The organism is uncultured Dokdonia sp., assembly GCF_947492815.1.
Lineage (GTDB): Bacteria > Bacteroidota > Bacteroidia > Flavobacteriales > Flavobacteriaceae > Dokdonia.
The window spans coordinates 1-21,231 of record NZ_CANLOB010000018.1; the positions used below are offsets into that span (position 1 = coordinate 1).

The following is a 21,231-nucleotide window of genomic DNA, read 5'->3' on the forward strand; positions in this document are numbered from 1 at the left end:
GTCTAAGGACAGTTCCATTTTTTTTTACAAAAATCCAACTTCTATTTTAATTCACACACAACTTTTAGGAATGATCCCTCATCTTCCATCTAAAACAACAAGAGCTTCTCATTCCTGAAAAGCTTTTTTGTTTTATATCTATTCGTGTAATTAAAATCCATTCTTTGGCACAAAAGCACTACGCAAGTTCTCGACTGCGCTCGAAATGACAGTAGTATAACTAAGTCTTGTCTTCCTACTTATAAAAACCATATCTGATGTTCTCTTCAGTTTATATTTCCTAAATTAGATTTCTAAACCATTGGAATCACCTTACACAAATACGTTTTATGACATTTACAACCCAATGAGCAACTATGATTATTTAAAACTAAAACTTAAAAATGTCTCAGAAAAGAATCTCTTTTCTATTCATATAATTCATTATACAGATTCACAAGAATTTGATTTTGAATTTGAAAACTCTACATATTGGATTGAACGAGGACTTTTAAATTTTTATGACAACGAAACAGAAATAAATGAGGTAGAGTCTATGCTCATAAACCCTATTAAAAGGGTGAAAACTACACATAAAATTTCTATTAACCACCCATATATTTACAACGTACAAGGTGAAATTATAGATAAAGGAGATAAGGTCCTTTTAAAAATAAAAGCGATCAGCTACCTTCTAGAAAAGAATAAAAAATATCTTTTAAAATTTAGGAGTAAAAAAGCAACTAACGAATTAGAGATACTATTTTAGAAACGTTATAGACTCTATTAAACGAAGACAAGCTTATTCATTATGCATCTATTTAAACATAAACACATAGCAACTAGGCAGTAGCAAGAATCCTACTCTCCCATCCTACCAATAAACTCATCCAAAAATAGTAACCGTTTTTCAGTCCAAGCATGCATATACTCCAACCCTTCCTGATCATAAATGACTTCAGGCCAACGTTGTTGTTCGCGTTCGTAAAGCAAGTTATTTTTAAGAGAAGTGTAAACATCCGTCTGTCGTTGTTGCAATGCAGTGGTTTTAAAAACATCTTTTCTAAGGGCTATCCAGCGGTTTTGAAAGCGTTGTATAAAGTTATCTGGATTGACTTCGATTAAACGTCTTAATAGGCCATTCGTTAAGAAATCATCTGTAGTAGGGATCCGTTTTCCATTAAAGATAGTACCAAAGGTTCCGTCGAGATCCCAGGGAACATAGAAGTATGGTTCGTCTTCCTTATATCTAGCTACATATATATTCTTCCCCATATTATCAGGTGCGCGTAATGCATTGATAAATAAGAAATAGTCAATTACATTTTCTATTTGGAAGCGCTCAGAGATTTCTTTCGCGAAAGCGGTATCATCACTATGAAGTACAAAGTCCGTAAAATCATATAGGTTATCCCAAGGCGTATTGGTAGGTACAGGATATTTAATATCATAACCTCCCCAAGATAGCAGGTAATTCTTTTTTTGAGGAAGAGTCTCAAAAGACGATGCTCCTAAATAACGAGCCCCTTGAAAAAGCTCTCCACGCGTTGTATCTCCTTTTCGTTTTTTAAGCTGCAATAATTTACGATCTACTTGTTCGCTTACCAAATACACACCTTTATACCGATCGTTAATAAACACTTCACAGTAACGTGTGGCGACACCTGCTTCTACTGTAGGTTCTCTTTTAAGGTAATACGGCGTATGTATTTCTTTCCATAATTGATAAGACAGATGTGATCGCATACGCAAAGGCTCATTGTGAATCGCATCCAAAATCCAATCATCGTCATTACGCATGGTATCTATTTGGAGATCCTGATTAGACGTTCCATCTGCCGATGTGTGTAAATTGATATCATAGGTCTTTTTAGGAAATATCAACGAACTACTACCGCGTAACTCTATACCTGCATAGGTTTGTAGAATGGTATCCTTATCCGTATAGGTAAGCGTTGCCATACGTTTTGGTTCATTAATAATAGGTTTATCAATATAAAACTGAAACAAGGGATGTTTGACAACATACAACACATAAGACTTCCCTATCGAATCAATAAGGCGATATGTATCTGATGTACTGGTTTCTCCCTTAGATAATTCAATCATATAGGGGCTGTTCTTATAAATAATATCCACACTTCCTTGCAAATCTTCAAGTACATTCGCATGCACCACTGCTATCGATAATGAATCATCTATCGCAATACTAGGTATTTCAGTTTGTGCATTGCTTATTCTTATAAAAAATAACCCGAAAAACAGTACGAGGTAGTACAACATACAACAATGAGAGTTACATTTTTTTACCGTATCCGGCATACAAACAAATAAAATTAGTTAGACATACAAGATAGGATATTGTTTTATAGCAACAAACTTATTGCACATACCTTATTCTTTACTATACATCTTATAGCATAAAGTGGATATTTTATTTATTTCCTCATTTGGTAGGGTTAACTTGAAGATGTCTAATAAACTACCAGAGTATAAAACCCTTTGGCGATGCCAATAAAACATAATAGGTTATTTCATATTTTAAGCATAACCCTTAAAAAACCTTTCTATTTTTATATTTTCGCTTTTATAAACCCTTTTTATGCTCAAAAGAGTACTTCCCCTATTAATTATAGTAGGCAACAGTTTTTTTATACAATCTCAAGAATCTGTCAAAAAGCCTTTTGATATAGATGTACAGTACTTTTATGGCAATATCGCTGAGCATAGTAAAGATATAGCACATTTAATTACAGAACACCCTAAAGGACTTATCCTTAGCTACAATCGTAAAACTTATGGCCTCAACGAATGGGAACGTAGGTATAATTATCCAGATTGGGGATTTTCATTTCTCTATCAAGATTTTGGAAATGAATTTGTAGGCAAGAACTATAGTCTTTTTGGGCATTACTCCTTTTATTTCTTAAATAGAAAGTTACAATTTCGAATAGGACAAGGGATTGCTTATAATACCAATCCTTTTGATATTGATACCAATAAAAAGAATAATGCATTTGGCTCTCATTTACTAAGTGCCACGTATCTCCTACTTAATTACAAACAACAACTTACGAAGCAAATACACATACAAGGAGGACTAACGCTTACTCATTACTCAAATGGAAATGTACGTGCACCAAACTCTAGCCTCAATACAATTGCAGCAAATATAGGATTGACATACGTTCCAAAAGATCAAGAAATACCTTCATATATCACTTTAGAAAATAAAAAGTATACTGAACCACTAAGATATAATTTTGCATTACGAGGCGGCGCCAATGAAAGCGATAGACTAGGTCTTGGTCAGCATCCATTTTTTGTTGCTTCTGCTTTTGTAGATAAGCGTATTTCTTATAAAAGTACTTTACAAGCTGGTGTTGATGTATTTTTTGCTCGCTTCTTAAAAGAGCAAATTGAATTTGAAGCTATTGCCTTTCCTCAATTTGGAACGCAAGGTGACGAAGACTGGAAACGTGTAGGTGTTTTCATAGGTCACGAACTCCGTTTTGGACGCGTTGCCTTCGTTAGTCAATTAGGGTATTACGTGTACTACCCGTATGATTTTGAGGGCCGTATTTACGAAAGAATTGGTTTGAAACGTTATTTTGGAGATCGTTTTTTTGGAGCAGTCACTGTAAAAGCCCATGGTGCTAAGGCAGAAGCTGTTGAATTTGGAATAGGATATCGATTATGAAACACATGACACATACACTAGAATGGATGCTTGGTACGCTTTCGCGAAAGCGTATAATGATATTTTCATTTCTAATAATATCACTTCTATATAGTTGTGACTCTGAAGATGCAACAGACTGCCTCCAAACTGATGGAGATGCTATAACGCGTACCTTGGAATTACCATTTTTTGATAAAGTACGTACAGAAAATGATATGCGTCTTGAAATTACACAAGGAGAGACGCAAAGTATTATTATTGAAACTAGAGAAAACTTATTTAATGATCTTGTTTTTAAAGTAGAAGACGAGACCTTTATTATGCAAAATAAAAATGGATGTCCCATTTTTAGAGATTTTGGACGCACACTTGTACGTATTACAGTACCCAATTTAACGTTGATAAAAAATAGTGCTACCTATGAAATACGTAGTAATGGAACGCTTACTTTTCCTATAGTACGCTTAGAAAGTGTCACGACTCCGGGATTAGATAGCCCAAACAAAACAGGAGATTTCTTCTTAGATTTTGAATCTGAAAGAATTAGTATTGTTGCAAATGGGATGAGTGATTTCCATATTTCAGGAACTACAGAAGATTTGAATATCAATTTTTCTGACGAATTCCCTAAACTATATGGAGAAGATCTGATCGCACAAGATATTGTTGTAAGGCATGTAGGAGCAGCTCCTATGATTGTAAACCCGCAACTAAGCATTACTGGAGAAATAAGAGCTACTGGTGATGTCATCGCGAGAAATCAACCTCCAATTGTAGATGTAGACGAGTTATTTACAGGTAGATTACGGTTTGAATAGCACCACTTCACCAACTATTTTTTAACTAAATAGCGTTACTTCTTTTCAATCTTTTATAAAAAACCGCCTTACAGCGTCCTAAAATTACATTTCATCGATAAAACTTGTAATTCCTCCCCTCTAATATTATTAACTTATAATGGGTATTTGTATATTTACGAGTATTAACATTTAAAAATTCAAACAATCATGGTGAAAGCAAAATATCAAGGAGTTCTAGACTTAGGAGAAAAGTTAGGCGTAAAGGATGGTGACGTAAAAGAGGAAAATGGTGTTTTACATATTAATGGTACAGCAGCAAATCAATATCATAAGAATCAAATTTGGGATGCTATCAAAGAAGCTGGAGGAGAAAACCCTGGTGATATAGTAGCAGATATTAAAGTAGAAGATACTGCAGTTTATGCACGTCATACAGTAGCTAGCGGAGACACTTTAGGAAAGATAGCAAAACACTATTATGGAGATGCTATGAAGTATACTAAAATCTTTGAAGCAAACACAGACATTCTTAAAAACCCAGATGTAATTCATCCAGATCAGGAATTAATTATTCCACATCTATAGGCTAGGAATTATATAGCATTTTAAAATAAAAAACCTCCAAATTGGAGGTTTTTTATTTTTTAGCCTTATCTAAAAATAAATAATATTATATTTATTTCCAGAAACTTAAGCGTTATTAAGACAACAAATAGTTTAACTATCAGCTTCGGCAATCATTTGCTTTACTTTTTTAAGTTTTGCTACCCAAACAGCTAATGAATCTTTTTGTTTATTGATGTTTTTATGTACTTCTTTTACTAACGGATTATCATCTGCAACATGCTGAAAAAATCCTAAATTATTTTCTAACTGATTAATTTCAGCTTTAATTTCTTGCACTTTTTTGGTGATAAAAAAGCGTTCCTTTTCTAATGCTCTTGTATCATTATCCCCCACCATAGATTGCATTCGATTTTCATATCGAATCATCTCTGATTCTTTTTTATCAATATCCAATTGACCAAAAAGATTATCTAATTCTTTATTAAAAAGCTCATCAATTTTTCGTTTCCCATAAGGCACTCTTCCAATGGTTTTCCAATTCGAAATATGCTCTTTAATAAGTGCTAAATTTTCTTGATGATTCCCTTCTAACTTTAATCCTTTTACCGTTTCCAACAAGGCTTCTTTTTTAACATACGCCTCTTCTTCTCCAGCATTGGCTTTTTTCTTAGAGTCATGCAAACGATCGAAGAAGTGATTACAAGCATTTTTAAACTGCTTCCAGATCTTATCACTATCTTTTCTTGGTACATGCCCTATCTTCTTCCAATCGGTCTGTATTTTCTTCATCAGCTCAATTGTAGTCGAAAAATCGTCATTATCCTTATTATCTTCCGCTATTTTAATAAGCTCTAACTTCTTATTTAAATTGGAAAATTGTTCTTTTTTCTGAGATTTATAGAATGTATTCTTCTTGTGATTAAACTCTCTCACTACAGACTTAAACGTAGACCATACCTCTTCATTTGAATCATTAGGCACACGACCAGACTTAAAGAAAGCTTCTCTCAAGGCTTCCACTTCCTTTACCTTTGTTTGCACATCTTGATGCGACGTTACATCTTGAGACTTAATCGCTTCTAGTTTTTCAATAATACCTTGTTTTACCTCTAAGTTTTTACCCCAAGATGCTTCAACCTCTTTTTGTTGCGCATCTCTTGCATCGTGTATTTTCTTTGTGGCAGCACTAAACTTGTCCCAGATTTCATCGCTATACTCTTTGGCTACAGGACCAATCTCTTCTTTCCACATACGATGCAACAACTGAAGTTCCTTAAACGCCTTACTTACTTTTGGTTCAGCTGCTAACTCTTCCGCACGTTCTATAAGTTGCAACTTCTTTGTTAAGTTATCCTGAAAGTGCCTATCTCTAAACTCTCTGTTTAAATGCAATAACTCATAAAAATTATCAATATGATGATAGTAATTATTCCATACTAGATTATAACGATCTCTTGGTATATTTCCTGCATTATGCCAACGCTCTTGAATATCTTTGAACTTATTAAAGGTAGACTGTATACTTTCAGTACCTCCTAATTCTTCTCTAAGTTGCTTTACTTCTTCAATAAGCTGTTGTCTATAAGCAAGATTTGCCTTTTGATCTTTCTGCTTGTTTTGGTAGTAATTAGAACGCTTATGACGGTAATCGTAATACGCTTCATTAAAAGCTTTTTTAAGCGGAGAAAAGTGCCTAAAGTCTATAACATTACCTCCTTCTTCTAAAAATGCAACTTTTGCAGTTTCCTGCTCTTCATTAAATTTAGCATCGATAGCGCTTTTAATACCATCTACATGATCTTTTATTAATTGCACCTCCTCATTAGCTAGTAGTGTTTTAAACTCTTCTAACAACTCTTCTTTAGTTAAAGAAGGATACTCTTTCTTAGGGATTTCTTTGGGTTCGCTTGCAATCTCTTTTGCTGGAACAGCTTCCTGAACAATCTCCTGTGTTTCTTCAACTGCAGTTTCTTCAACCATAGTTTCTTCGGTTACAGTTTTTCCAACTACAACTTCTTCATTTACAGTTTCTTCGATTACAGTTTCTTCAACCACAACCTCTTTAGCTACAGTTTCTTCTGCGACTTCTTCTTTCTCTATTGCTGCTTCTACAGCTTCTTCTGTAGGTAACTCAGTTGCTTCTGCTTCTGCTGCTAATGCTTCAATTTCGTCTTCAATACCTTTTTCAGGTTGAGGAGTTGTCTCCTCTACTCCTTCAGCATTATTAATAGTCTCTTCGTTTTCTTGAGATTGTTTTTCTTCTGACATTTGTTTCAATGTTAAGGTTCATCTTTAAAGAGCTAAAGATACTAATACCGCTCATATAATTATAATATCCTATAAGGATTATAGATATATCTGTTAAAAAACAAAAAAATACTATGATTCTTGCCAGATTTCCCAAGCAGCTTCTGCTTGTAGTTCTAGCATACGTAACCCAGAAATAATAGTAGCTCCTTGTTTTTCTCCTTTTGTTAAAAATTGTGTTTTCACAGGGTTATAAATCAAATCATAAAGTATATGTGATTCATTTAAATATTCATATGGAATATCTGGAAAAGCATCTGTATTTGGAGAAGTGCCTAAAGGCGTACAGTTAACAACAATTGAATGTTTACTTAAGATAGTCTTCGATATATCACTGTATAACATTGTGTTATCATATCTATTTCTAGATACGTACTGGCAATGAACTCCTAATTGGGTTAGTGCATATACCACAGCTTTTGATGCTCCTCCCGTACCCAATATGAGTGCTTTTTTAGCAATAGACGTATCTAAAAAAACACCTTCTGTATATTCTAAAAGAGATTGTTTAAAACCAATATAATCTGTATTGTAACCTATTAGTTGTCCTAAATTATTTCGTTTTACAGTATTTACAGCCCCTATATGATGTGCATCTGTATCTAGCTGATCTAACAATGGAATAATTTCCTCTTTATAAGGAATTGTAACGTTATAACCGTTAATATCATCATTGCAGAGGTATTCTTTAACTTCCTCAAGTGTTTGGCTATCAAAATTAACGTAACTCGCCCCTACTAACTGTTCTTTTTCAAATTTTGTTTTAAAATAACGTCTAGAAAAGGAGTACGCTATATTTTTACCAATAAGACCATATCTAGCCATGAACTTTAGTTTTATTTCCATACTTTCCTAAAGCGACTACAAGCACTATACCAAGTGCAATGAAGATAATTGCTAATATATTTTTTAATGTTATTTCTGTAGGAAAAATACGAATGTAGTTTTCTAATATGCGATTCCCATTAGCATCCAATATTTCCAGTCCTGCCACTTCTTTAAATTTTGCTTCCTTCCATGGCCAGACAACTCCTAAAGAACCTGTAATAAATCCTAGAATAACTGCATTTGTATTGTTTTTAAACCTCTTAAGTAAATAGCCTAAAAAATGGGATAACGTGACTAATCCGGTAAGGGAACCCGCAGCAAATACTAATAATACTTTTAATAATCGTATTTGCTCTGGATCATCAGAAAAACTAAAATCTAGCGTAACGATATCTATAAGCGTTGTATACAATGCGTTTACAGAGTCTACAAGTAACAACACATAATTCCCTAATAGAATTAAGATAAAAGAACCTGATAAGCCTGGGAGTGTCATTCCTGAAACACCTATAATACCACAAAAGAATACAAATAGTAAGTGATCATTTTCTTGTGCAGGTTCTAAGAGACTAATACTTACACCCACAATAACCCCAAGAATAGTAAACAATATCATTTGCCGATTCCAGTTCTCAAAATCTTTACCTATATAATAAATAGAGCCTATGATCATTCCAAAAAAAGCACTCCATACGTACAAAGGATAATACTGTAATGCAAGATCTAGAAGTAAAGAGACACTAAAATAACTAATGAGCATCCCTAGAATAAGAAGTCCTAAAAATTTACCATTAATATATGCCCAGAAGCTTTTAAACCTGCCATTAAGAAGTAATCGTAATGCTTTACCATTAAACTTTTGAAGCGATGTAATAAACTCTTCATAAAACCCTGCCACAAAAGCAACAACGCCACCTGAAACACCAGGAACCTTATTGGCAGCTCCCATAGCAAGTCCTTTAAGAACCAGCCAAATTTTATCGGTAAACGTTCGCGTTTTAGTTTGCATTTATTTTTTTTCGTACAGCTAATCGTTCCAGTAAGAATATTGCTAAAAATCCTATAATTGCAAAAATAATAGCATATACTACTAAGGGGTCTCCTTCAAAAGAAGAAGGTAACACACTTTTTTCTAATAATGGAACTTCCTCTCCATGCCTATCTATTCTAGTAGAAAGTACATTTTTCCAAGGCCATATTTTATTCAATGACCCTATCATAAAGCCTGTAAGCACTGCTAATGTAATTTCTTTTTTATGAGCAAACATCCATTTTAATGCTTTTGAAAAAAGCTTTAATCCCACTACACATCCAATAATAAAAAGTAATACTTTAAAAAAGCTTGTTTTAACTACTTCCCAATCACCTGCCAAAAGTCCTTCTATAAAATCTGTTAAGGAAGCTAATACAATACCATACGATCCCAATAATACCAAAATAAAAGATCCGGAAACGCCTGGTAAAATCATTGCTATAATAGCGATACAACCTGATAAGAAAAAGAAATATAACGCATCTGGAGCTTGTGTTGGTGTCGCTATGGTAATATAATAAGCAACAGCCACGCCTATAATTGCAGTAATAACAATAACAGGACTCCATGTTTTAATTTGTTTTCCTATATAAATAATACTGGCAAGCACCAAACCAAAAAAGAATGACCAAACAATCACTGGATGGTTTTCTAATAAATACGAAATTAAATTAGCTAATGATAAGATACTTATAAAAACACCTAGGAATAAACTCATCAGGAATCCAAGGTTGTATTGCACAAACATTGTTTTAAACCCTTCCTTTTTCCATACTTTAATAATACCAAAGTCTAATCGATCTATTGTTTCTATAAGCTCCTGATAGATACCTGATATAAAAGCAATTGTTCCTCCGGAAACTCCTGGAACTACATCGGCAGCTCCCATTGCCATTCCTTTAAGCAGTATTAAAAAGTAAGAAAAAACAGATTTTGACATAGGCACATACTTTAGTATATGCTAAAATAATAGGTTTGACTAAGAAGACCTACAGAAACAACAAAAATAACCTTGTACTAGACATTATATTTGGCTAAAAGCTGTTTTACTTCTTTTTTAGAATACGCATATGGAAACAACTCCTCCAAAATAATAGAAAAATCTGGATCAATCATTAAGGCGGTCTTTAAGAAAAAACGTCCTTGAATATCATCATACTTTGTATAATTCAAGCCAGATAAACGAAACATGATCTCTACATTTTCAGGATAAAACTCTAAAGCTTGTGAAAGAATCGTAATTGCAGCGTCTGTTTCTTCGAGATACAATAATATATCTGCATGTGTTAGCCATGTCTCTAACTCATAATTTCCAAGCTCTAATGTACGTCTATAGCCATGTTCTGCTTCTTCATAAAATTTTAAACGATGATTAATCTTAGCATATCGTTTCCAATACAATACATTTTCAGAATCAATATGTATTGCTTTATTTATGTAGTACAGTGCTTTTTGAAAATCTAGCTTTTTGGTATAATAATCTGTAATAGCAATCCATCCATTATCTAATAGTGGATCTTCATGAACACAACGTTTATAATGTTTTAGGGCTAATTCATCATTTCCTAACTGATCATAACATTTTCCCATACGTAGTAACGCAAAAGACGTAGGGTCATCAAGTTCTAGCGTGATTTGATAATTTTCAAGAGCTTCGTTATACCTTCCTAACTTTTCTAACACTTTCCCCTTCTCTAAATAAGCACCAATAAAACGATCATCACTTATTACAGCAAAGTCAAATGCAGAAAGTGCTTTCTCATAGAGTTTTAGGTCAAAATATTGTTTTCCAACCTGATGCCAAGCTACTTCGCAATATGGGTTTTTATTTAAGAACATATTTAGATACTCTATCGCTTCTTCACGTTGCTCTAGAAAATCAAAACAATAAATAATATTGTAAAGGGCACTATAATCAGTATCATCTATCTCCAGACATTTCATAAAGTTATACTTTGCATTCTGAAAATCGTCTATAAATAGATATTCCATTCCTATTAGGGAATATACATCAGAAGGATCTTCCGTAAGATCTATTGCCATTTCTAATAAGTCTATGGCTTCTTGATGTTTATCTTGCTTACTATATATATTTGCTTTTTGAATATAAATCTCTTCATTATTAGGCTCTAATTCATAGAGCTCGTTTAAAATAACATTTGCTTCTTCAAATTTATTTTCAAAAATAAAAATCTCTGCCTTGTATAATCTAAGATTTATAGAAGTAGGGTGTTGTTCTAGACCAAGCTTAACTGCTTTTCTAGCCAATGCTATTTTACCTTCTTCTATATAGTAATTTGTTATACGCTCAAACTCTTCAGAGTCAAAAAACGAGACGTTATTCGTCTTCAACATAGACTCAAAACGCGTCAGGGAAAAATTTTCTTCTTCTTCAGGATTATAGTTCATACACATTCGTTTATGTATTAGTATAAATTTAACAATGTTTTAGAGCAATGCTATTATTCATACTAAGAGTTGTCAACATAATAATGAACATTCAATAATTAAGCCGAAAGGAGAAAAGCATGAACTAACCGCAGCAGATATCCAATTTTGGCAGAAATATCACTCCTTCTACAGTTCAATCTCAGTTTTTGACAGTTCAGAAGGTTTTGTTCGCTTTCGCGAAAGCGTATACATACTTTTACCCTGTCAATCAAAATTAACACTATAAAAACAACACATTATTATGAAAACTTTTATCTATTTAATCGCAATTTTATGTTCAACCTTAACATTTGCACAAGAAAATAAAGGCGTTACAGTAACTGTCGAAATTCCAAACCTATTAAATAATGACGGAAAAGTATCTGCTGCACTTTATGATGAAGCTACTTTTATGAAAGCTGCTCCTCTTGATGCTTCCGAAACTACTCCAGAAAACAAATCGGTTACATTAGTATTTGAAAATGTGCAGCCAGGTTCATATGGTATTATCACATTACATGATCTAAACTCAAATGGACGTATGGATTTTGAACCAAGCGGTATGCCAAAAGAACCTTATGGAATCTCTGGTGTTGGAGCTAGCTTTGGACCTCCTACATGGGGTGATGCAAAATTTACCGTAGAAGAAGAGGATATCACTATTAAAATAAGCATGTAATAGACTACAATATGTTTTACGGAAGGCTTCATTATATAATGAAGCCTTTTTTATGAGGAAACATTTGATATAAGAAAAACTAATTGTTTTCTATTATGTATAGTTTTTGCTAATAGCTTCGTATTTTTGTAAGAACAAAGACACCAGAGACCATCTTATGACTATTACGCAATTAAAATATGTCCTTGCTGTTGCGGAACATAAAAACTTCACAAAAGCAGCCGAAAAAACATTTGTCACGCAGCCTACTTTAAGTATGCAAATACAAAAGATAGAAGAAGAATTAGATATTTTAATCTTTGATCGTACAAAAAAACCTATTGAGTTGACTGAAATAGGTAATAAGATCGTTATTCAAGCAAAAAACATTGTAAATGAGGCTAATCGCATTTCTGATATTGTAGATCAAGAAAAAGGATTTATAGGAGGTGAATTCAAATTAGGAATCATCCCTACGATTATGCCTACTCTATTACCTATGTTCTTGCGTAATTTTATAAATAAGTATCCAAAAGTAAAACTTAAAATAGAAGAGTTAAACACGGAAACGATTATACAAAAATTAGAAGAAGGACATTTGGATGCAGCTATTGCAGCTACACCACTTCAAAATGAAAATATAAAAGAGCGTCCTCTCTATTACGAACCATTTATTGCTTATGTAACCCAAAATCACCGACTTTTTCAAAAGAAAAATATAGAAGTATCAGATCTAGATTTAACGGATATGTTGCTACTGGAGGATGGGCATTGTTTTAGGGATGGTGTTATTAATTTATGTAAAACAATAGGAAATCAAGAAGATGATCATTTTTCATTAGAAAGCGGAAGTTTTGAAACGCTTGTAAAGTTAGCTAATGAAGACTTAGGAATGACATTATTGCCATATTTACACACTATGGATTACAAAGGAAAGGACATCGAATTTCTTAAAAAGTTTAAAGAACCTTCTCCTGCAAGAGAAGTAAGTCTTATTTACCATAAAAGTGAATTAAAAATGCAAATTATAGATGCATTACGCACCACTATAGCTAGTGTTGTAAAAGGCGCTATTGCATTTCAAAATGTGCAAATTATTAGCCCTATTCATCATAAGTAACCCTTTCATATATAGGTGTCACTAAAAAGAGCCTTGTTTCCAAGGCTCTTTTTTATGGGTTTAAATAAATTAGACATTGATTAAGATTTGGCTTTTCCTTTACAAGGCTGTCAATCCAAATTCGAAGTTCCTCAATTTCATAAGGAAGTAATCTTTTCACTGCTTTTTGTAGTTCTTTACAAAATAATACACTATCAAAACTTACCTTGTTAAGGATTGTTTTTGTGTATTCAAACATTGCTCTCGCCATATTCGAAATTAGGGTTTAGGTTAGATCTAATAAAAGTAGTTTTAAGTATAGGCAGGTGTTTTTTATTATATCTTAAATATACACCTTTTGTTCTACTTTTTTAGCGAATCCTTACACTTTAACAACAATTTTTGATCGTGTTAAAACATAAAACACTTGTTTACAGATGTTTACTAAAATCCATTATCGCCGTCTAACAAATCTCCTAATCCTCCTAAAATAGATCCTTCTCCTCTAGATTTACCACCTCCCGAGGGTGCTAATGCAAGGACTCTATTTGCAAGTCTACTAAAAGGTAATGATTGAATATAGACCGTACCAGGGCCTGATAAGGTTGCAAAGAATAATCCTTCCCCTCCAAAAATAGTATTCTTAATACCCCCTACAAATTCGATATCATAATCTACTGTATGATCAAAACCAATAATACATCCTGTATCCACTTTTAGTTTTTCTCCTGGCACAAGTTCTTTCTTTAGCGTAGTACCTCCTGCATGCACAAAAGCTATTCCGTCTCCTTCTAATTTTTGCATAATAAAGCCTTCTCCTCCAAAGAGACCTCTACCTAATTTTTTAGAAAACTCTATCCCAACAGATACTCCTTTAGCTGCGCATAAGAAAGCATCTTTTTGACAAATAAACTTCCCTCCTATTGCCGCCAGGTCTATCGGAATTATTTTACCTGGGTATGGAGATGCAAAACTTACTTTTTTCTTTCCTAATACATCATTATAAAATGCAGTCATAAAAAGGCTTTCACCAGTAAGTAATCGTTTTCCTGCTCCAAAAATTCTCCCCATGACGGAGTTATCTTTCTGAGATCCATCTCCAAAAATAGTATCCATTCGAATACCTTCTTCCATCATCATAAAGCTTCCTGCTTCTGCAATGACACCTTCCTGCGGATCTAGCTCTATTTCTACATATTGCATTTCTTCTCCTATAATCTCGTAATCTATTTCGTGTGCTTCCATTGTAATTGTATAAATAATAAATAGTACCTCATAAGTAAATAAAGACATCCTTTTGTTACAGCGTACTCATAAATTAAATAGAAAAATCTAACATCGCATAGTTTTTCTAGTAATAACTTGTTTAACAAATACTTGAAATAAAAATAATTTCGATTAAAAAAAATAGTATTGAAAATAATTAGCAAAAAAATATAAATAATTAAAAATCAAATATTTAACAACAAAAAGATCAATATATAATAAGTTATTAAAGATGATTTACATTTTTTAATCTCCTGAAATAAAAAAGATAGCGTTAAACATAAGTCACTTTATTTTGATATGGTAAAAAAATTGACTAGGTTTATTTATGTAATTAAAAAATGCCATGAAACTACCTCCAAATAAAGGGTATTTATTAATCGCAGAGCCGTCTATTATAGGTGATGTGTCATTTAATAGATCTGTTGTTCTGCTTGCCGATCATAATGATCAAGGTACAGTGGGGTTTATAATGAACAAACCTCTTGAACAAAAGCTCAACGATTTTATTCCATTTCTCACCCGTAATGATCTACCAATTTTTAATGGGGGTCCTGTAGAACAAGATAATATTTACTTTATACATACAATTCCTAACCTGATCACAGGAAGTACAGAGATAGCTTCTGGAATCTTTTGGGGTGGCGACTTTGATATGGTTATTCAACTTATAGAGGATAACAAAATTAAATCGCAAGAAATTCAATTTTTCTTGGGATATTCTGGATGGGATGCACAACAACTCAATCAAGAACTACAAGAAAAATCTTGGGTTGTTGTTGAAAATAATTATAAAGAGGATATACTGACCAAATGTTGTCCAAAACTTTGGAGAGAAAAAATTATAGAGCTAGGTGGTGATTATTTAATTTGGTCTAATGCACCAGAACACCCGCATTACAACTAACTTAATCTTGCTTTTACATTTAATTTTTGTAAAAGCGTTTTAGCTACTTCATTAGTATATACTTTCTTTCGATACTTTGTAATAGGCTGAATACCCTTTATAACATTCGTAATAAAGAGTTCGTCTGCTTTTTGTAATTCAAAAGGGGATATAGAAGCTTCTTCAAAAGTATATTCTTTCATCAATGGAAGAATTGCAAGTAATTGTTTACGAATAATACCACGTAAACAACCATCTTCTAATGGAGGTGTTTTAATATGTGTTCCTTTTACTAAGAATATATTTCCTTGTAATGCCTCTACGACATTCTTTTTAGTATTAATCAACAGGCAATTATCATAGCCATTATCTTCAGCAAAGATACTTCCCGTCACATGAAGCACCTTATTAGTTGTTTTTAAGGTTGATAATATATCTGCATTTACATAATGATCTTTATAAAGTTCAACTTCATAAGGAGTCTCAGGTAATATGTAAAAGGGATCTGAGATTTCTTTTGCGTGTATATAATAGCCTACGCCTCTATTTTCAGGTAAATAAGCGCCACCTTCATTACGATATACTGTAATGCGTATGCGAGCAGTCTTATTAGACAAGTCATTTGCTTTTAAAGTCTCTATTAATTGTTCCTCTAAAAGTTCGGGTGTAAACTCCATTGGTATTTCCATACGAAGTATGCGCATAGAGGCCATCAACCTAAAGTAATGATCTTCCCAGAAGAGTAATTTAGCATTCACTGCTTTAATAGTTTCAAAAACACCATCCCCATATAGAAGTCCTCTATTCATAGGACTAAGGGTTGTTTTATCGCTTTGTACTAAGGTACCGTTATCATTAATCATAAAAAATCCCGCCACTCTTTTGAGGGCGGGACAAATATACTATTTAGCACAGGAATTAAACGGATCCTATGACATGTTTTAGTTCTGAAATTTGATTATCCCAAAACATCTTCCCTTCATCTACTTCATCTTCTTCTGCATAATCAGTAATAATCAAGGAAACATCTTTTGTAATCTCATCTACTTGAATTCGAAGTTCAAAATAGTAATCTTCACCATCTTCATCGTCTTCTAGCCATCTGAATCGAATACGTTCATTACTTTTTTTAGTAATCAACTTTGCTTGTTCTTCAGAGCCATCCCATATAAAGGTGTATAATTCACCTCTAGAATTTACGTTATCAGCAAACCACTCACTCATCCCTGATGGTGTTGCCATATATTGGTACAATAGATTAGGTGATGCTCGAATCACAAACTCCATTTCATATTTTATTTTATCGCTCATAGGTTTGTTGTTGTTAGTATAGCCCAATATATTGAAAGAAATCGCGAGAACAAAAAAATAGTTTTGATTTTATTTTAAAATTTGTGTTTGTAGTAAGATGAATTGTTTTTATATTTGCACCCGCTTACGGGATAGTATATAAATTATTATTTCAAAAAGCAAATAATGGCGAGGTAGCTCAGTTGGTTAGAGCGTCGGATTCATAACCCGGAGGTCACGAGTTCAATTCTCGTTCTCGCTACTTAAAAATGAAGAGGTTGTCTAAAAAGGCATCCTCTTTTTTTATGGATTATTTTTGATTTTGTATTTTAATACTATGAAATCTAAATTATCAGAATGATAACTAAACTATTCTGCACTAAAGTGCAGAGGTTTGTTTGACTAGGGACTAAAGCCCCTAATTTATTTCAATATGAAATTTGAAGTATCTGAATTAGTTTTGCGATGATGTTCCAAATACTCATTCACCATTTCGTCTGTTATATTTCCAGTACTCAAAGCTTCATAACTAGTAGCCCAAAAATGTTTTCCCCAGTAAGTTTTTCCTAAGGATGAAAACTCCATTTGTACTTTTCGAGAAGTTCTGCCTTTTAGCTGTTTTACTAAAAAACTTATGCTATGTTTTGGAGCATATTCAACATGCATATGAATATGACCTGAACTAACAACTCCTTTCAATATCTCTACATCTTGAGCATTACAAGTTTCTACTAATAACTCTCGACAACATGACTGAATACCACCTTTCAAAACTTTATAACAATATTTCGTTGACCAAACAATATGACAACTTAAACTACTTACAGTATGTGAACATTTACGTTGATAATTACCCATAAGGTAAATATATAATTTTTCGCATCACTAAAGTGCTGCAATAAATTGCAGGGTTCTAAATCTAAATTTGAAACCAATAAAAAGAGCTTTATAATAATATTTTTTTCTTGGTTGATCTTTAAAATGTTAATAAACTAGTGTTTGTATTGCGTGAGGTAAAATAGTTTCTTCTACAGCATTACTCCCTATGTAAAGTTTGTAATCTATTTTTAGGTTACTTTGGTTCATAACAACAGTTACCATTTTGCCATCTGCATTCAAGAAAGAAGTGCTTAATAAATGACTTCTACTTGAAGAGGTACTAACTCTTTTTGCTTTAGGTCTTATGAATTTAGAAAAATGACCTATATAATAATATGATGGAGTATAGATAAGTTCACCAGTTCTCGTGTTTGCATGAATAGGAGCAAAGCAAAAGTTTTGAACATGATTAGGCCCTCCTGTGTGATCTAATAAAATATTCCAGTCAGTCCAACCTACTGTTCCATTGTTAAAATCATTGATCATAGATTGTCCGTAGCGTTCTGCATTAGGCCAAAATTGATATTTTTGTTCATCAAAACTTTCAACACAACCTTCAGTAAAAAGAAGCTTTTTATCAGGATAAGATTCATTTATTCTAGCAAGATTCTCGTACATGTATTCTCCTCCTGACCAAACCTCGTACCAATGAAAACCTATCCCCCAAGCATATTTTGAAGCCTCAGGGTCATCGAAAATTGTGTTTGCCCTATTTGTTATGAGGTCTCTATTATGATCCCATACGACAATATTTTTATCTCCAAGACCTTCCCTTTCTAAAGTAGGACCTAAATGATTTTTAAGGAAATCTCTTTCTTCTTCAGCAGTATAGATACAGGATTCCCAACGTTGAGTAGCCATAGGTTCATTTTGTATTGTAAGGCCCCAAATGGGAATGTTTTCCTCTTCTTCGTAAGCTTTTATAAACTTTGCAAAGTAAAGTGCCCATGATGCTGCATATTCAGGTAAAAGTTTGCCTCCTTGTAACATATTATTATTAGTTTTCATAAATGCAGGGGGACTCCAAGGACTCACATAAAGAGGTATCTCACCTCCTGAAGCATCAATTATTTTTCTAATTAATGGAAGTCTATTTTTTCTATCGTGTTCTATACTAAAAGAAGAAAGATCTTTTTGATTATTTGTGACGTACGTATAACTTTCACTTCCAAAGTCAGAACTATGTATGGTCGTTCTTGCTAAAGAATATCCAATCCCATTTTCTTTACTATAATATGCTTGTAAAAACTCTTTTTGACGCTCTTTGCTTAATTTTGCAAATACTTCTGAAGATGCATCTGTAATTGCTCCCCCTATACCTAATAAACTTTGAAATGTTTTATTGGGATTTACAAAAATACTCACTTCTGACTCTAGAGCTTGATCTGTGCTAGAAAAATGAAGTGTATTGGTCTTAGAAAGGCGTAATTCTGTGTTATTTGCCGTCGTGTATACTTGAACACCGTTTAGACCTATATTATTCAAAGAGTCGTTTTTCTTCAAAACGTTGCTATTTCCTTTTCGCGAAAGCGAATCATTTTTTAATGCTGTCTGTGTACATGATGCAAATACAATAAGAATTATGAATATGCTGAGTTTATAAATTGACATACTATTAAATTTTAAATCTCCCTATATCCTTAATAGATAGAGTTGAAAATCTATTTTATAGAATAGGGAGATTTTGTGTGAATCTTTCTTAGGTTAAATAAATGTTTTAGACGTTAATTTAGTTGATAGTATAACTGTAGCCAGAACCATTTAAAGTTAAAGTAATTTGTTGCATACCTAAATTAGAAACAGAAATATCATCTAATTGAGTATAACCAAACATTTCTGCTGTACCCTCAAAGGCTAATTCCATATCAGTTTCAGGAATTTCTTTAAAAACTAAAGCCCAGTCTTCATTTGCTCTAAAAATGAATCGCTTGTTTGTATCTCCTGGATCTGCATCTATTAATTCTATAGAAGCTTGAAAAACACCATTCCCTTGATATGTTAATGGCTCATCACCGTCCCATCCATTTTCTATTACATTTCCTACAATACTCCAGTTTGTTATTTCAAGAAGGGAAAGTGTAGCATTATCAAAATTTACAGAAACTCGATATATGCCAGTTTCTGAAACTGTAATAGGATCACTACCTAGTTCCAAAATACCTGAGTTTACTGTATAAGATGTTGATCCAATTATATTTTCTTCAAAGAAGTTATAGCTTTCTCCACCTGTAAGAGAAGTGAAAATTTCAAAAATTTCTGACTCACTCCCGTCTTCATTAATTAATCTATTCATTAATAGAGCATTAGATACATCAGAACCAGTTTCTGTTGCACTTCCGGATAGATATAATTGATCTGGGGTTTCAAGTGGTGTTTCTTCTTCTTCTTCTTCTCCTAGTTCGTTAGTGAATGAAAAACCGTTACCATTCAAACTTAAAGTGATTAACCTAAAGCCTAGATTAGAAACGGGAACATCTTCTAAACTTGTGTAGCCAAATTCTCCTGCTGTAGCTTCAAATGCTAGTTCATTGGTAGACTCAGGAATAATTTTTAATACTTGTTCCCAGTCTTCATTTGCTCTAAAAATGAATCTCTTATTTGCATCTCCTGGATCTGCATCTATTAATTCTATAGTAGATTGCCATATACCATTTCCTTGATACTCTAATGCTTGATCGCCATTCCAGCCATCAGGTATTACATTACCAACAATACTCCATCTATCTATATTAAATAAGTTTAATGTCTCTGAATTAAAGTCTACTGTTATCCTATAAACCCCAGTTTGAACGACATTAATTCCTGCATCTCCTATTTCAATATTTTCTCCATTACTTGTATATGTCAAAGCCATATCTTCGTTTTGTGAAGAATAAAAATTATAAGTTGAGCCTCCTTGTAATGAAGTATATAATTGAAAAATATTTGTTAGAGATCCATCTGCATTAGGTAATCTTCTTAACTGTATCGCATTACTTATGTCATTTCCAGTTTCTGTGGCATCACCTGCTATAAATAAACTATTTGGTGGGACTTGAGCATCAAAACGTCGAATGTTTATATCAAAAGAAGTAACCTCGGTAATTTGATTTATAGATTGAGCTCTCACACCCCATTTTACCGATACCACTTCATTGGATTCAAAACCAGCATTGGATAAAATGACATCTAATTCTCCTTGAGTTAATTCAAAGAAGGTCTCTGCTCCATTATTAGACGTAGTTTGAGATAATATAGGTTCACTAAAATCACCATTTAATAGATCGATGAAAAATGTGTACGTGATTAAGAAATCTCCTGTTGAGTTTGCAGATTCCCATTCAAATCTTACGATATCATTACTATTTTGGCTTTCAAGATTAAGAGTAAAGTCTGCCTGAGGCGATAATAATAAAGGTTCTGAAAGTTCAAAAGTAGATAGAGCATCTATATTATTTTCTTCTTCGCAACTAGTAAGTGTAAGTAAAGAAATAAAGATAAAAAGTAAACTTAATTTGTTTATTTGTGTTTTCATAATTACAATTTTT

At 33.0% G+C, this 21,231-nt stretch carries 20 protein-coding genes and 1 tRNA gene; 8 read left to right on the top strand and 13 right to left on the bottom strand.

From position 1 onward, the window contains the following. Positions 1 to 301 precede the first annotated feature (301 nt). Positions 302 to 748 (top strand): hypothetical protein, encoded by a 447-nt coding sequence (locus Q1A01_RS15400; RefSeq protein ID WP_299682798.1) that lies wholly within the window; start codon positions 302 to 304, stop codon positions 746 to 748. A gap of 92 nt (positions 749 to 840) precedes the next feature. On the opposite strand, the gene Q1A01_RS15405 is transcribed toward Q1A01_RS15400, so the two are convergent. Continuing rightward, the gene (locus Q1A01_RS15405; RefSeq protein WP_299682801.1) at positions 841 to 2,262 is read right to left on the bottom strand and encodes a CotH kinase family protein; all 1,422 of its coding nucleotides are present in this window, start codon (positions 2,260 to 2,262) and stop codon (positions 841 to 843) included. 319 nt (positions 2,263 to 2,581) lie between these two features. Here Q1A01_RS15405 and Q1A01_RS15410 point away from each other — a divergent pair, with 319 nt between their 5' ends. The 3 genes from Q1A01_RS15410 to Q1A01_RS15420 all read left to right on the top strand — a co-directional run bounded on the left by Q1A01_RS15410 (position 2,582) and on the right by Q1A01_RS15420 (position 5,046). Beyond that, positions 2,582 to 3,679, top strand: coding sequence for an acyloxyacyl hydrolase (locus Q1A01_RS15410; RefSeq protein ID WP_299682804.1), 1,098 nt, complete (start codon positions 2,582 to 2,584; stop codon positions 3,677 to 3,679). 5 nt (positions 3,680 to 3,684) lie between these two features. After that, positions 3,685 to 4,479, top strand: a complete 795-nt coding sequence (locus Q1A01_RS15415) for a head GIN domain-containing protein (protein ID WP_299682807.1) — start codon at positions 3,685 to 3,687, stop codon at positions 4,477 to 4,479. 189 nt (positions 4,480 to 4,668) lie between these two features. Then, positions 4,669 to 5,046 carry a LysM peptidoglycan-binding domain-containing protein gene (locus tag Q1A01_RS15420; RefSeq protein WP_299682809.1) on the top strand — a complete coding sequence of 126 codons (378 nt, stop codon included), beginning with the start codon at positions 4,669 to 4,671 and terminating at the stop codon, positions 5,044 to 5,046. Positions 5,047 to 5,178: 132 nt separating this feature from the next. On the opposite strand, the gene Q1A01_RS15425 is transcribed toward Q1A01_RS15420, so the two are convergent. The 5 genes from Q1A01_RS15425 to Q1A01_RS15445 all read right to left on the bottom strand — a co-directional run bounded on the left by Q1A01_RS15425 (position 5,179) and on the right by Q1A01_RS15445 (position 11,605). Then, complete coding sequence (locus Q1A01_RS15425) at positions 5,179 to 7,296, bottom strand: DUF349 domain-containing protein (protein ID WP_299682811.1); 2,118 nt, start codon at positions 7,294 to 7,296, stop codon at positions 5,179 to 5,181. A gap of 111 nt (positions 7,297 to 7,407) precedes the next feature. Next, positions 7,408 to 8,160, bottom strand: a complete 753-nt coding sequence (locus Q1A01_RS15430; RefSeq protein ID WP_299682813.1) for a shikimate dehydrogenase — start codon at positions 8,158 to 8,160, stop codon at positions 7,408 to 7,410. Beyond that, positions 8,153 to 9,172, bottom strand: a complete 1,020-nt coding sequence (locus Q1A01_RS15435) for a DUF368 domain-containing protein (protein WP_299682815.1) — start codon at positions 9,170 to 9,172, stop codon at positions 8,153 to 8,155. The genes Q1A01_RS15430 and Q1A01_RS15435 overlap by 8 nt, the downstream gene beginning before the upstream one ends. After that, complete coding sequence (locus Q1A01_RS15440; protein WP_299682817.1) at positions 9,162 to 10,136, bottom strand: DUF368 domain-containing protein; 975 nt, start codon at positions 10,134 to 10,136, stop codon at positions 9,162 to 9,164. The genes Q1A01_RS15435 and Q1A01_RS15440 overlap by 11 nt, the downstream gene beginning before the upstream one ends. A gap of 77 nt (positions 10,137 to 10,213) precedes the next feature. After that, complete coding sequence (locus tag Q1A01_RS15445; RefSeq protein ID WP_299682818.1) at positions 10,214 to 11,605, bottom strand: tetratricopeptide repeat protein; 1,392 nt, start codon at positions 11,603 to 11,605, stop codon at positions 10,214 to 10,216. A gap of 283 nt (positions 11,606 to 11,888) precedes the next feature. Between Q1A01_RS15445 and Q1A01_RS15450 the strand changes: the two genes are divergently transcribed. Both Q1A01_RS15450 and Q1A01_RS15455 read left to right on the top strand, forming a co-directional pair. Continuing rightward, positions 11,889 to 12,305, top strand: a complete 417-nt coding sequence (locus tag Q1A01_RS15450; RefSeq protein WP_299682820.1) for a DUF2141 domain-containing protein — start codon at positions 11,889 to 11,891, stop codon at positions 12,303 to 12,305. A gap of 157 nt (positions 12,306 to 12,462) precedes the next feature. After that, a complete protein-coding gene (locus Q1A01_RS15455) occupies positions 12,463 to 13,404 on the top strand; it encodes a LysR substrate-binding domain-containing protein (RefSeq protein WP_299682822.1) in 942 nt (313 codons plus the stop codon). 52 nt (positions 13,405 to 13,456) lie between these two features. Here Q1A01_RS15455 and Q1A01_RS15460 read toward each other — a convergent pair whose 3' ends face one another. Both Q1A01_RS15460 and Q1A01_RS15465 read right to left on the bottom strand, forming a co-directional pair. After that, positions 13,457 to 13,654 (bottom strand): hypothetical protein, encoded by a 198-nt coding sequence (locus tag Q1A01_RS15460; RefSeq protein ID WP_299682824.1) that lies wholly within the window; start codon positions 13,652 to 13,654, stop codon positions 13,457 to 13,459. Between the two features lie 173 nt (positions 13,655 to 13,827). Further along, positions 13,828 to 14,628, bottom strand: coding sequence for a TIGR00266 family protein (locus Q1A01_RS15465; RefSeq protein ID WP_299682943.1), 801 nt, complete (start codon positions 14,626 to 14,628; stop codon positions 13,828 to 13,830). A gap of 367 nt (positions 14,629 to 14,995) precedes the next feature. On the opposite strand from Q1A01_RS15465, the gene Q1A01_RS15470 reads away from it, so the two are divergent. After that, entirely contained in the window at positions 14,996 to 15,556 is a 561-nt protein-coding gene (locus Q1A01_RS15470; RefSeq protein ID WP_299682826.1) for a YqgE/AlgH family protein, read from the top strand. Here the strand turns inward: Q1A01_RS15470 and Q1A01_RS15475 are convergent. Together Q1A01_RS15475 and Q1A01_RS15480 are read right to left on the bottom strand one after the other, a co-directional pair. Further along, on the bottom strand, positions 15,553 to 16,398 hold the full coding sequence (locus Q1A01_RS15475; protein ID WP_299682828.1) for an aminotransferase class IV: 846 nt from the start codon (positions 16,396 to 16,398) through the stop codon (positions 15,553 to 15,555). The two genes, Q1A01_RS15470 and Q1A01_RS15475, sit on opposite strands and share 4 nt — an antisense overlap. Positions 16,399 to 16,453: 55 nt before the next feature. Beyond that, positions 16,454 to 16,846 (bottom strand): START-like domain-containing protein, encoded by a 393-nt coding sequence (locus tag Q1A01_RS15480; RefSeq protein WP_299682830.1) that lies wholly within the window; start codon positions 16,844 to 16,846, stop codon positions 16,454 to 16,456. A gap of 167 nt (positions 16,847 to 17,013) precedes the next feature. Between Q1A01_RS15480 and Q1A01_RS15485 the strand changes: the two genes are divergently transcribed. Continuing rightward, a tRNA-Met gene (locus Q1A01_RS15485) sits at positions 17,014 to 17,087 on the top strand. A gap of 161 nt (positions 17,088 to 17,248) precedes the next feature. Here the strand turns inward: Q1A01_RS15485 and tnpA are convergent. The 3 genes from tnpA to Q1A01_RS15500 form a co-directional block, all read right to left on the bottom strand. Beyond that, the gene (gene tnpA, locus Q1A01_RS15490) at positions 17,249 to 17,683 is read right to left on the bottom strand and encodes an IS200/IS605 family transposase (protein WP_299682832.1); all 435 of its coding nucleotides are present in this window, start codon (positions 17,681 to 17,683) and stop codon (positions 17,249 to 17,251) included. Positions 17,684 to 17,809: 126 nt separating this feature from the next. Next, positions 17,810 to 19,315, bottom strand: a complete 1,506-nt coding sequence (locus tag Q1A01_RS15495; RefSeq protein WP_299682835.1) for a glycoside hydrolase family 30 protein — start codon at positions 19,313 to 19,315, stop codon at positions 17,810 to 17,812. 118 nt (positions 19,316 to 19,433) lie between these two features. Then, positions 19,434 to 21,218, bottom strand: coding sequence for a SusE domain-containing protein (locus Q1A01_RS15500; protein ID WP_299682841.1), 1,785 nt, complete (start codon positions 21,216 to 21,218; stop codon positions 19,434 to 19,436). Positions 21,219 to 21,231 lie beyond the last annotated feature (13 nt).

What these genes read in the sequence shown, in the direction of transcription:
- Q1A01_RS15405 (WP_299682801.1), bottom strand. Translation starts at nt 2,262, where the DNA reads ATGTTGTACTACCTCGTACTGTTTTTCGGGTTATTTTTTATAAGAATA.
- Q1A01_RS15410 (WP_299682804.1), top strand. Translation starts at nt 2,582, where the DNA reads ATGCTCAAAAGAGTACTTCCCCTATTAATTATAGTAGGCAACAGTTTT.
- Q1A01_RS15415 (WP_299682807.1), top strand. Translation starts at nt 3,685, where the DNA reads ATGACACATACACTAGAATGGATGCTTGGTACGCTTTCGCGAAAGCGT.
- Q1A01_RS15420 (WP_299682809.1), top strand. Translation starts at nt 4,669, where the DNA reads ATGGTGAAAGCAAAATATCAAGGAGTTCTAGACTTAGGAGAAAAGTTA.
- Q1A01_RS15425 (WP_299682811.1), bottom strand. Translation starts at nt 7,296, where the DNA reads ATGTCAGAAGAAAAACAATCTCAAGAAAACGAAGAGACTATTAATAAT.
- Q1A01_RS15430 (WP_299682813.1), bottom strand. Translation starts at nt 8,160, where the DNA reads ATGGCTAGATATGGTCTTATTGGTAAAAATATAGCGTACTCCTTTTCT.
- Q1A01_RS15435 (WP_299682815.1), bottom strand. Translation starts at nt 9,172, where the DNA reads ATGCAAACTAAAACGCGAACGTTTACCGATAAAATTTGGCTGGTTCTT.
- Q1A01_RS15440 (WP_299682817.1), bottom strand. Translation starts at nt 10,136, where the DNA reads ATGTCAAAATCTGTTTTTTCTTACTTTTTAATACTGCTTAAAGGAATG.
- Q1A01_RS15445 (WP_299682818.1), bottom strand. Translation starts at nt 11,605, where the DNA reads ATGAACTATAATCCTGAAGAAGAAGAAAATTTTTCCCTGACGCGTTTT.
- Q1A01_RS15450 (WP_299682820.1), top strand. Translation starts at nt 11,889, where the DNA reads ATGAAAACTTTTATCTATTTAATCGCAATTTTATGTTCAACCTTAACA.
- Q1A01_RS15455 (WP_299682822.1), top strand. Translation starts at nt 12,463, where the DNA reads ATGACTATTACGCAATTAAAATATGTCCTTGCTGTTGCGGAACATAAA.
- Q1A01_RS15460 (WP_299682824.1), bottom strand. Translation starts at nt 13,654, where the DNA reads ATGGCGAGAGCAATGTTTGAATACACAAAAACAATCCTTAACAAGGTA.
- Q1A01_RS15465 (WP_299682943.1), bottom strand. Translation starts at nt 14,628, where the DNA reads ATGGAAGCACACGAAATAGATTACGAGATTATAGGAGAAGAAATGCAA.
- Q1A01_RS15470 (WP_299682826.1), top strand. Translation starts at nt 14,996, where the DNA reads ATGAAACTACCTCCAAATAAAGGGTATTTATTAATCGCAGAGCCGTCT.
- Q1A01_RS15475 (WP_299682828.1), bottom strand. Translation starts at nt 16,398, where the DNA reads ATGATTAATGATAACGGTACCTTAGTACAAAGCGATAAAACAACCCTT.
- Q1A01_RS15480 (WP_299682830.1), bottom strand. Translation starts at nt 16,846, where the DNA reads ATGAGCGATAAAATAAAATATGAAATGGAGTTTGTGATTCGAGCATCA.
- tnpA (WP_299682832.1), bottom strand. Translation starts at nt 17,683, where the DNA reads ATGGGTAATTATCAACGTAAATGTTCACATACTGTAAGTAGTTTAAGT.
- Q1A01_RS15495 (WP_299682835.1), bottom strand. Translation starts at nt 19,315, where the DNA reads ATGTCAATTTATAAACTCAGCATATTCATAATTCTTATTGTATTTGCA.
- Q1A01_RS15500 (WP_299682841.1), bottom strand. Translation starts at nt 21,218, where the DNA reads ATGAAAACACAAATAAACAAATTAAGTTTACTTTTTATCTTTATTTCT.